Here is a 6283-nt window from a genome sequence, read left to right on the forward strand (position 1 = left end):
TGACGTCCGGGTCGAGGCCGAACAGGAGCATGCGGTGCTCGGCGGCCCCGGCCGGCAGCAGGCTGCCGAGCCGCGCCCGCGGGCGCGCATCGCCGAGCGCCTCCGCGAAGCGGCGGTCCTGGGGGCGGCGGCGGGCCGCGGTGGCCTCCAGGCGGTCGAGCACGGGCGCTGCGGCGAGCCCAGCCGTCTCGGCGACCGCGGCCAGCGCCGCGGCCGCGGGCGCGCTGGGATCGGGCAGGATCGCCCACACGGAGCCGATGGGTGCCCCGTCCGCGCGGATGGGGGCGGCGATCCGGGCCGCCTCGGCCGCGGTGCTCGGCAACCACAGCGCGGCCTCGGCGCCGAGGACCCGCTCGTACAGCGCGTCGTCACCGGGGGAATCCGGCACCTCGCGGCGGAGAATGCCCTCGGCGCGCACCTCGTCCATCGCGAGACCGGGCAGGGTGGAATAGGCCAGGATGCGCCGGCCGATGTCCTCGATCGCGACGGAGCCCCCGAGGAGCCCCGCGAGCTGATCCGCGAGAGTGTACAGAACGTCCTCGGGGGCCGCCGCGGGCTCGCCTGCGGCCCCGTGCGGCACGTCCGGAGAAAAACGATGATTCATGCCATAAAACTAGTCCTTTTCTCCATGGTCTGCGCGGGACCAGCTCCCTAGGCTGGGAGGCGGGCGTGCGCCGCCCCCGATTTCCGTCACCGCCGTACGGCCCAGCCAGAGGAGCCCCGTGTCCCCGAACACCCCCGCCCACCCCACGTCCCCGAGCGCCGGGTCACCCGGCGCCGTGCCCGCCACGGGAAACCGGATCACCGAGCTGCTCGACATCCTGCCCGAGGAAAGCCGGGTCGACGCGGACGGTCAGCTCACGATCGGCGGCGTCGCCGTCACCGAGCTCGCCCGCGAGTACGGCACCCCGCTGCACGTGTACGACGAGACCGGCCTGCGCCGCCAGATCCGCCGCTTCGTGCGCGGCCTCGCGGAGCGCTGGCCCGAGAGCACGGTGCTCTTCGCCTCGAAGTCCTTCCCCGCCGTCGGCATGTACGCCCTCGCCGCGGAGGAGGGGCTCTCGATCGACGTGGCGGGCGGGGGAGAGCTGCAGCTGGCCCTGGCCGCCGGGGTGGACCCGAAGCGGATCCACATGCACGGCAACGCGAAGAGCGACGCGGAAATCCAGATGGCGCTCGACGCCGGCATCGGGGCGCTGATCGTCGACAACGAGGACGAGATCGACCGCCTGGAGCGCCTGCTCACCCGGCCGCAGGCGCTGCTCCTGCGGGTCATCCCCGGGGTGGACGCGGACACGCACGCCTCGCAGGCAACCGGGGGCAACAACTCCAAGTTTGGCCTGCCGCTCACCCAGGCGGCCGCGGCCATCGCCCGGATGCGGGCCCACCCACTGATGACCTTCGAAGGCGTGCACCTGCACATCGGCTCCCAGATCCTCGACACCGCCCCCTTCGGGGAAGCCGTCGCGAACATCGCCTCGGTCGGGGAGTTCCCCGTCTACGACGTGGGCGGCGGCCTCGGGGTGCGCTACACCTACGCGGAGGAGGCGCCGAGCGTCGAGGACTACCTGGACCGCATTGTCGCCGCGGCACGCCAGTACCTCCCCGCGGGCTCGCGAATCATGATCGAGCCGGGCCGCTCGCTCGTCGCACGCGCCGGGGTCACCGTGTACGACGTGCTCTCCGTGAAGCGGACCGGGCGCACCTTCGTCGCGGTCAACGGGGGCATGGCCGATCAGCTCGACGTGGCGCTGACCGGGCAGCGCTTCGAGGCGGTCATCGCGGACCGGCCGCTGGCTGCCTGGGACACGGTGGCGCAGGTCGTGGGCCGGCAGTGCGAGTCCGGGGACCTCCTGATCGACGGGGCGGCCCTGGCCGATCCCCGCGTGGGGGACACCCTCGTCATGGCGACGACGGGGGCCTACGCGTACACGATGAGCAACAACTACAACGGGGCGCTCAAGCCCGCCGTCGTGTTCGTCGCGGACGGAGCCGCCCGCGTCGTGGTCCGCCGCGAGACCTACGCGGACCTGCTGGCCACGCACGCGCCCGCGATCCCGGACGCGGGGCCCTCGGCCTAAGCCCGCCGCCCCGGACCCGTTCCGGGCGGCACCCGGGACACGGGAAACGCCCCGCCGAATCGTGAGATTCGGCGGGGCGTTTTCGCTGCGGCGAGGGTTACTTCGCGGCGAAGCGGAAGAGCTTCTTGTTCTGGAACTCCTCGATGCCGAACTTGCCGAGCTCGCGGCCGTAGCCGGAGCGCTTCACGCCGCCGAAGGGCAGCTCAGCGGAGTCGAGGCCGACACCGTTGATGAAGACCATGCCGACGTCGAGCTTGGAGCCGACCTCGATGGCGCGGTCCTCGTCCTCGCAGATCACGACGGAGCCGAGACCGTAGGGCGAGGAGTTGGCCAGCGTGATGGCCTCCTCGTCGGAGGACACCTTGTAGAGCTGCGCGACGGGGCCGAAGAGCTCCTGGGTGTAGGCGTCCATCTCGGGGGTGATGCCCGTGAGGATGGTCGGGGCGAAGAAGTTGCCCTTGGGGTCGTTGTCGCCCGCGAGGATCTGCGCACCCTGGGACACCGCGTTGGCGACCTGGGCGCTGAGGCCCTCGGTGGCCTTCTCGGAGGACATGGGACCGAAGTCGCCCGCCTCGTAGGTGAGGGCGCTCATCGCGGCAGCGAACTTCTCGGCGAACTCGTCGTAGTAGGTGTCGAGCACGACGATGCGCTTGGAACCGTTGCAGGCCTGGCCGGTGTTCTCCAGGCGACCGCCGACGGCTGCCTCAACGGCTGCGTCCAGGTCGTTCGTGTCGAGCACGAGGAGGACGTCGGAGCCGCCCAGCTCGAGCACGCACTTCTTCAGGGCGCGACCGGCCTGCTCGGCGATGATCGCACCGGCACGCTCGGAACCGGTCAGCGAGATCGCCTGGACGCGGTCGTCCTTGATGATGTCGGAGATCTGGTCGTGCGAGGCGAACAGGTTGACGTAGGCACCCTCGGGGAAGCCAGCGTCGGCGAAGACCTGAGCGATCGCGAGCGCCGACTCGGGGCACTGCTCGGCGTGCTTCAGGATGATCGTGTTGCCGAGGACCAGGTTCGGGCCGGCGAAGCGGGCGATCTGGTAGAAGGGGTAGTTCCAGGGCATGATGCCCAGGAGGACGCCGAGGCCCTGGCGACGCACGAAGGCGCGGCCGCCGTCCTCGGTGACGATGTCCTCGTCCTTGAGGAACTCCTCGCCGTTCTTGGCGTAGTACTCGATGATGGCGGAGCTGAACTCGATCTCCCCGACCGCCTGGTCGGCGGGCTTGCCCATCTCGCGCGTGATGATCGCGGCGAGCTCGTCCTTGCGCTCGAGGAGCAGGTCGGCTGCGCGCTGGGCGAGCGCGGCGCGCTCGGCAACGGTGGTGTTGCGAGCCCACTCCTGGTAAGCCTTCTCCGCGGAGGCGAGTGCGTCTTGGACCTCGGCGTCGGTGGCACCGGGGTATTCTGCGAGAACCTCACCGGTAGCGGGATTCGTGACGGCGTAATTAGCCATTTTTTCTCCTTTGAGCACGTCTCAGTGGCGTCTCTCTAGTCTGTCACAGGCGCCCGAGAAATGCTGTACCGGAGAGACGGTTCAGCGGGGGTCCACAGGCTGGGGCTGAGCCCCGTCAGGAAAAGCCTGTGGCGTGTCGGCTGGCGGGCCGCTTCCCGCTCCCCACCTGGCCGTGGCCCCCGGCATCGCCGGGGGCCACGGGCGGTCACGGCGCGTCGGGGAGCTGCGCGAAGGCGCGGACCGGCGCGCCGTCCGCGCCCGCGATCGGTAACGGGGCGAGCGTGAGCTGGAAGCGATCACCGAGGCCGTGCGCCCCGCGCAGGTTTTCGACGATGGCCCCGCCCCCGCCGAGCACCAGCTCGTGCACGGGGAGCCCGCCGTCGCCCTCGCTCGGGTCCGGGTTCAGCCAATCGATGATCAGCACCCGCATCCCGCGCGCGAGCAGCTCGCTGGCCAGCGCGGGCGCGATGACCGGGTGGCGCAGCATCCGCTCCGTGCCGAAGTGCGCGTCCCAGCCGCTCGTGACGACGACCAGCGGGGGCAGCTTCGCCGGCAGCGGGGCAGCCAGCTCGGCCGCCGTCACGAGCAGCGCGTCCGCGGGGCGGGCCACGCGCAGGTGCGCCGCCTCGCCCATGAGCTCCGCCAGCGGGAACGCGTCGATGGTTGCCCCGCCCGGCACGGTGTGCGACGGGGCATCAATGTGGGTGCCGCTGTGCGAGCCCAGGGCGAGCGCGGTGACCGCGACCGAGTCCTCCGCGACCGAGAGGGCCTCGGTGATGCGGACCTCGGGGTCGCCCGGGAAGACGGGCATGCCGGAGCGGATCGGGAAGCTCAGATCGACGATTGGCACGTGGTCTCCTTCGGTGGCCGGGGCATTAGCGGTGCGCGGAGTCGGTCGTGGGGACGACCGGGATCGACTCCGTCAGATGGGTGTGCGGGCGGAACGGGAAGCGCGCACGCGATCCCCGCGACAGCGCCCAGTACAGCACGAAACTCAGGACAAACACCGGGATGTTCGCCCCGACCGGGCTCGGGATCACGTAGCTCAGCAGATAGGAGGTGACCGCGCCGAGCGCCCAGACCGCGATCGCGATCCAGTTCACCCCGCCGCGGTACCAGTAGCGACTGCTCGGGGACTCGTCCATGATCTCGTGCGTGTAGGAGCCCCGCTTAAGGACGTAGTAGTCCACGATCATCACCGCGAACACGGGCACGAAGAAGGCCCCGACCATGACCAGGAAATCGGTGAACTGGTTGAGCAGCGCGAGCCACGTCGAGCCCAGGATGGAGATCGACCCGAGCACCAGCGCGGTCGGCAGGAAGCGCAGGGGGCGCTTGGACTGGGCGTTGACCGCCGAGGTGACCATGCCGTAGACGGCCATCGTGTTGGTGGCCATCACCGAGAAGAAGATCGCGATGGCGAGCGGGGCACCGAAGTGCGAAACGACCACGATCGGGTCGAAGGCCGTGGCCTCGTCGCCGGAGAGGATCACGGCGCCGATGGCGGTCGCCCCGAGGGCCATCGCGAGCACCGTCGACAGCGTGTAGCCGATCCCGGAGCCGATCATCCCGGCGCGGCTGTTCTTCGCGTGCCGGTTCATGTCCGCAGAGAGCACGGTCCAGGACACGGCGGTGGCGATCACGACGTCGAGCACGCTGAACGGGGTCTCGCCGAGCGAGGCGTCCACCGGGATCGCGGCGAACTCGGCCGGGGAGAAGGCGGTGAAGGCGCTGTAAAACACGGTGCCCATGATGGTGAGGATCAGCAGGGCCAGCCACGGCTCGACCTTCGCGATGCCGGAGTGCCCGAAGATCGCGAGGGTCACCACGAGCACCTCGCAGATGACCGAGAACAGGACAGGGTTCGAGTATCCGGTCCACTCGTGCACGAGGTAGTTCACGGTCACACCCGCGAGCATGGCCTGCACCCAGCTCCAGCCCATCAGGGTGATCAGGTTCGCGGCGACGGGGACGAGGCTGCCGCGAATGCCGAAGGCGCCTCGGGTGATCGCCATCGTCGGCAGGCCCGTGCGGGTGCCGATGTTGCCCACCAGGATCAGCACGATGGCGCCCAGCAGCGTGCCGAGCAGGATCAGCCAGATGGCGGTCGGGTAGGACACCCCGGGGATAAACAGGGTGCCCGTGAGCAGGGTCGTCACCACGAGGTTTGCCGCGAGCCAGATCATGCCGACCCGGGCGAGGGACTGCGTCCCCTTGACGGGGCCGTAGCTGTCGGAGTTCCGTTCGAGGTAGGTGTCTAAGCGCCGGTAGAGGTTCATGCCGGGGCCTCCGTCTCTGCGTCGGGGGTCGGGGAGAGGTGCTCGTGCACGGCACGGAGCGCTCCCGACTCGGTCACGGCGAACACGATCGTTTCGCGCTCGGTGTAGGCATCGCGTTCGCCGTCGACCTCGATCTCGGTGGCGACGTCGTGCGAGAACACCGCGCCGCCGGGGAAGGCCTGCACGAGGCGGTTGCTCGAGACGCAGGAGCGGACGCGCCAGCCGTCGGCGAGCCAGCTCGCCCAGAGGCTTTCGTACTCGGCGCGGCTGTTCAGTCGCTCGGCGTCGGTGTGGAAGATAAAGCTCGCGTCCGCGGCGAAGCCCGCGAAGTAGCGCTCGGTGTCGGTCGCGGCGAAGGCCTGGACGATGGCGTCGGCGGCCTCAAGAACCCGCGACTCTGTGGGTGTCTGCATGTGCTCTCCGTTGAGTTCGCGGCCCGTGGGCCGCTGGGAATAGTGGGGGTACAG

The 6283-nt window shown here is 70.2% G+C and carries 5 protein-coding genes and 1 pseudogene; 1 reads left to right on the forward strand and 5 read right to left on the reverse strand.

The window, feature by feature from the left end:
- Positions 1–604: pseudogene (locus OOT08_RS12530) on the reverse strand (hypothetical protein); the annotation flags it as partial.
- A gap of 175 nt (positions 605–779) precedes the next feature.
- On the opposite strand from OOT08_RS12530, the gene lysA reads away from it, so the two are divergent.
- Positions 780–2081 (forward strand): diaminopimelate decarboxylase, encoded by a 1302-nt coding sequence (gene lysA, locus OOT08_RS12535; protein ID WP_325093650.1) that lies wholly within the window; start codon positions 780–782, stop codon positions 2079–2081.
- Positions 2082–2178: 97 nt separating this feature from the next.
- Here lysA and OOT08_RS12540 read toward each other — a convergent pair whose 3' ends face one another.
- From OOT08_RS12540 to OOT08_RS12555, 4 genes are all read right to left on the reverse strand, one after another.
- Entirely contained in the window at positions 2179–3537 is a 1359-nt protein-coding gene (locus tag OOT08_RS12540) for an NAD-dependent succinate-semialdehyde dehydrogenase (RefSeq protein ID WP_325093081.1), read from the reverse strand.
- A 205-nt stretch (positions 3538–3742) separates the two neighbouring features.
- Entirely contained in the window at positions 3743–4387 is a 645-nt protein-coding gene (locus OOT08_RS12545) for a cyclase family protein (RefSeq protein ID WP_325093083.1), read from the reverse strand.
- Between the two features lie 25 nt (positions 4388–4412).
- A complete protein-coding gene (locus OOT08_RS12550; protein ID WP_325093084.1) occupies positions 4413–5816 on the reverse strand; it encodes a purine-cytosine permease family protein in 1404 nt (467 codons plus the stop codon).
- A partial coding sequence (locus tag OOT08_RS12555) for a nuclear transport factor 2 family protein (protein WP_325093085.1) occupies positions 5813–6283 on the reverse strand: 471 nt, incomplete at its 5' end. The genes OOT08_RS12550 and OOT08_RS12555, both read right to left, overlap by 4 nt.

Source organism: Leucobacter sp. M11 (genome assembly GCF_035726885.1).
Taxonomy (GTDB): Bacteria; Actinomycetota; Actinomycetes; order Actinomycetales; family Microbacteriaceae; genus JAPFRB01.